This window comes from Pseudomonas sp. Y24-6 (genome assembly GCF_020295325.1).
GTDB lineage: Bacteria > Pseudomonadota > Gammaproteobacteria > Pseudomonadales > Pseudomonadaceae > Aquipseudomonas > Aquipseudomonas gregormendelii.
In genome coordinates, this window is sequence record NZ_JACBXG010000058.1 from 1 (window position 1) to 337 (window position 337).

Sequence of the window (337 nt, forward strand, 5' to 3'; positions counted from 1 at the left end):
TGTTCCATGGCACCACGCAAAATTGGGTCGAGCTGGGATTGGCTACACCCGTCGTGCTGTGGGCTGGCTGGCCGTTTTATGTGCGTGGTGTGCGTTCGGTGATTCAGCGAAGTCCGAACATGTGGACGCTAATCGGCCTCGGCACGGCGGCGGCTTTCCTTTACAGCGTCGTGGCCACCCTGACCCCCGATGTATTCCCCAGCAACTTCATGATGGAGGGCCGCATCGGTGTGTACTTCGAAGCGGCGGCTGTGATCATCTCACTGACCCTTCTCGGCCAGATGCTTGAACTCAAGGCTCGCTCGCAAACCTCGGCTGCCATCAAGTCGCTGCTTGG

Annotated in this window: 1 pseudogene; it reads left to right on the plus strand. The window is 59.3% G+C overall.

From position 1 onward, the window contains the following. A pseudogene (locus HYI44_RS29235) lies at window positions 1-337 on the plus strand (copper-transporting ATPase); the annotation flags it as partial.